The organism is Mycobacterium sp. NAZ190054 (genome assembly GCF_001545925.1).
Classification (GTDB): domain Bacteria; phylum Actinomycetota; class Actinomycetes; order Mycobacteriales; family Mycobacteriaceae; genus Mycobacterium.
Genome location: NZ_LMVQ01000350.1, coordinates 1 through 3,116, shown reverse-complemented (window position 1 = coordinate 3,116; position 3,116 = coordinate 1). Strand labels below are relative to the sequence as shown.

General features: G+C 69.6%; 3 protein-coding genes and 1 pseudogene. All 4 read right to left on the bottom strand.

All coding sequences use genetic code 11. The features are described 5' to 3' along the window. Nucleotides 1-120: 120 nt before the first annotated feature. Nucleotides 121-684, bottom strand: a pseudogene (locus ASJ79_RS21405) (NAD(P)/FAD-dependent oxidoreductase); the annotation flags it as partial. After that, the gene (locus tag ASJ79_RS21400; protein WP_067959618.1) at nucleotides 681-1,190 is read right to left on the bottom strand and encodes an isoprenylcysteine carboxyl methyltransferase family protein; all 510 of its coding nucleotides are present in this window, start codon (nucleotides 1,188-1,190) and stop codon (nucleotides 681-683) included. The pseudogene ASJ79_RS21405 and the gene ASJ79_RS21400, both read right to left, overlap by 4 nt. A gap of 4 nt (nucleotides 1,191-1,194) precedes the next feature. Further along, nucleotides 1,195-2,256, bottom strand: a complete 1,062-nt coding sequence (locus ASJ79_RS21395; RefSeq protein WP_067959622.1) for a type III polyketide synthase — start codon at nucleotides 2,254-2,256, stop codon at nucleotides 1,195-1,197. 8 nt (nucleotides 2,257-2,264) lie between these two features. Further along, nucleotides 2,265-3,116: MMPL family transporter (locus tag ASJ79_RS21390; protein ID WP_156448562.1), on the bottom strand; the 852-nt coding region annotated here is incomplete at its 5' end.

Here is a 3,116-nt window from a genome sequence, read left to right as displayed (position 1 = left end):
CCGGGGAAGACCTTGACGATGTCGGTCATCGTCAGCGCGACGGGCCGGGCCGACGAGGCCCCCGGGGCGGCCTGCGCGGGGGACGGGGAAGGCGGGGTCGGATCAAGGAAAGTCATATCAGGCCTCCCCGGCCCCGGGCGTCGGCGACCAGTACACCTCGACGTTCTCGATCCACGGTGCGACCGCGAGGTGACGTTTGAGGCCCCAGCGCCGGGTCCGGCCCGGCGGCAACTCCAGGCCGAGGCCGGCGCGGATCGGCGAGTGCAGGCCGTCGGCGGCCGCGAGATAGCGGGCCCGGAAACCGTTGAGCGACACCGACTCCCCATCCTGGGCCGGCGGGCCGGCCTTGGCGTGTACGAGTGTCACCCCGGCGTCGGCGGCGGTCTGCAGCAGTGCGGCGTGCAGCGCGGTGCGGCGCACCCCGAGCCCGGCGCCGGACCGGAACGGCGCCGTGACGCGACGACGGGTGTCGAGGTAGGTGACGCCGTGGAAGTGCCGGCCCTCCGGTTGCGCGCCGAGAAGCTCCAGTTGCCGCACCGCGTGCGGCATCAGCCCCTCACCGCAGGCCTTGTCGATCGGTCCGGTGCGCTGTTCGATGACGACCGTGTCGAGCCCGGCCCGCGCGGCGTGGATGGCGGTGGCCAGACCCGCGGGACCGCCGCCCGCCACCACCAGGTCGATCATGACGGCGTCAAGGACTGTAATGCCTTGTTCTCCACCGAGATCCGTACGGACAGCAGTGCGGCGTTGAGCGTCGTGAACGCGAGCGCGGTGATCCAGGCGGTGTGCACCAGCGGCAGCGCGATACCTTCGACGACGACCGCGACATAGTTGGGGTGGGACAGGAGACGGTACGGGCCACTGGTGACCCGGCCCGCGTTCGGCACCACCACGACGCGGGTGTTCCACTGGGGGCCGAGCGTGGCGATGCACCACCACCGCAGACCCTGCGCGGCGAGCACGAGTGCGAACATGGTCCAGCCGAGTACCGGCACGAATTCCCGGTGGGCGGCCTCGAACAGACACGCGGCCAGCAGCCCGGTGTGCAGCACCACCATCACCGGGTAGTGGCCGGTGCCGAACTCGACACCGCCGCGAGACCGGCTCCACTTCAGATTGCGTTGCGACACGCCAAGTTCCGCGACGCGTTCCACGGCGACCGCGGCGATCAGCAGCGTGTAGGCGAGCACGGCGTCACCGCCACCGCAGCAGCACGAGCTCGGAACAGAATCCCGGACCCATCGCCATCAGCACTCCGGTGCTGCCCGCCGGTGGCTTCTTGGCCATGGTGTCGCGCAGGATGTGCAGCACCGAGGACGAGGACAGGTTGCCGACCTCGGCCAGCGAGCGCCACGACAACTCGAGCGCATCGTCGGGAAGGTGGAGCGCATCGGCGATCGACTCCAGCACTTTCGGCCCGCCCGGATGGGACACCCACGCGGCGACGTCGCCGACGGACAGGTCGTGCTCGGCGAGGAAGCCGCTGACGTCGTGTTCGAGGTGCTTCTCGATGAGCCCCGGGAGATCCGGAGAGAGCAGGAGCTTGAACCCGTTGCGGTTCACCGACCAGCCCATGATGTCCAGAGAGTCCGGGTACATCCTGCTGCGGGTGTCGAGCACGGCCGGACCCGCGGCGTTGCTCGCGCCGGCCCGGTCTTCGCCGATGGCGATCACCGCGGCCGCGCCGTCGCCGAAGAGCGCGCTGCCGACCAGGCTGCCGACGCTCGGCTCGAGCGCGGGACGGGTGAGCGAGCACAGCTCCACCGAGACCAGCGCGGCGACGTGACCGGGTGCGCCGCGCAGATAGTCGTGCATGCGGGCGATGCCCGCCGCGCCGGCCACACAGCCGAGCCCGAACAGCGGGACCCGGCGGATGTCGGGACGAAGGCCCAGCCGCGCGGCGATGCGCGCGTCCAGGGAGGGCACGGCGATGCCGGTGACCGTGGTCGTGATGATCAGGTCGAGATCGTTTGGCGCCAGACCGCTTTCGTCGAGCGCGGCGGTCAGTGCCCGGCAGCCGAGTTCCACGGCGTGCTCGATGTAGAGGTCGTTGGCATCGCCGAAATCGAGCAGATCCGGATACCGCTCCAACGGCAACACCAGGTGACGGGCGTCGACCTTCGCGTTGGTGTGCAGACTTCGGACCAGGTCGACGACGGGCGCGAACGCCGGCACCTCGACGAATTTCTCGGTGATCTCGCTCTGGGTGTAGCGGTGTGGCGGCAGCGCGCCCTGCACGCCGGCGATGACGCTGATCGGGTTGTTCATGAGTTGATCCGTTCCGGGGGTGTGTTCTGTGTTGTGGTGTTCGGCGCCTCGGTGAAGCCGAGGCGCTCGTGAATTCGCTTGAGCAGGTTCGGCGCCCACCAGTTGCGCCCGCCCATCAGCCGCATGAACGCCGGGACGAGCACCATCCGCACCAGGGTGGCGTCGACCAGCACGGCCAGGGTGAGACCGAGGCCGAACATTCTCATGAACGACACGCTGGCGGCGATCAGCGCGGCGAACGAGATCGACATGATCAGCGCGGCCGCGGTGATGACGCGACCGGTGTGGGCGATGCCGAGTGCCACGGATTGGTCGGAATTTCCCGTCTCCAGCCAGAACTCGCGGATACGGGCGACGAGGAACACCTCGTAGTCCATCGACAGGCCGAACGCGATGCAGAACAGCAGCACCGGCATGTTGGCCACCAGGGTGCCGGTCGGGGTGGTGCCGAGGCCGGCCAGATGGCCGTCCTGGAAGATCCACACCAGCGCGCCGAAGGCGGCCGTCAACGAAAGCATGTTCAGCACAAGGGCTTTGATCGGCATCACGACGCTGCCGGTGAGCAGGAACAGTAGCGCGAACATGATGCCCGCGATCAGCCCGAGCACCACCGGCAGCGTCGAGGTGATGGCGTCCACGCTGTCGCGGTTCACCTGCGCGGTGCCGGTCAGCATCACCTCGCGTCCGCCTGGTCCCGGCACGGCGTGCAGCCGGTCGAGCTGGGTCTCGGACTCCTCGGAGAACAGCGGCGCCGTGCTGGCGACGGTGAGGAACACACTGCCGTCCTTCTCGCCGGCGGGCGCGGACGGCGGGCCGGCGCGGACGCCGTCGGCGAAGGTGCCGGTCGG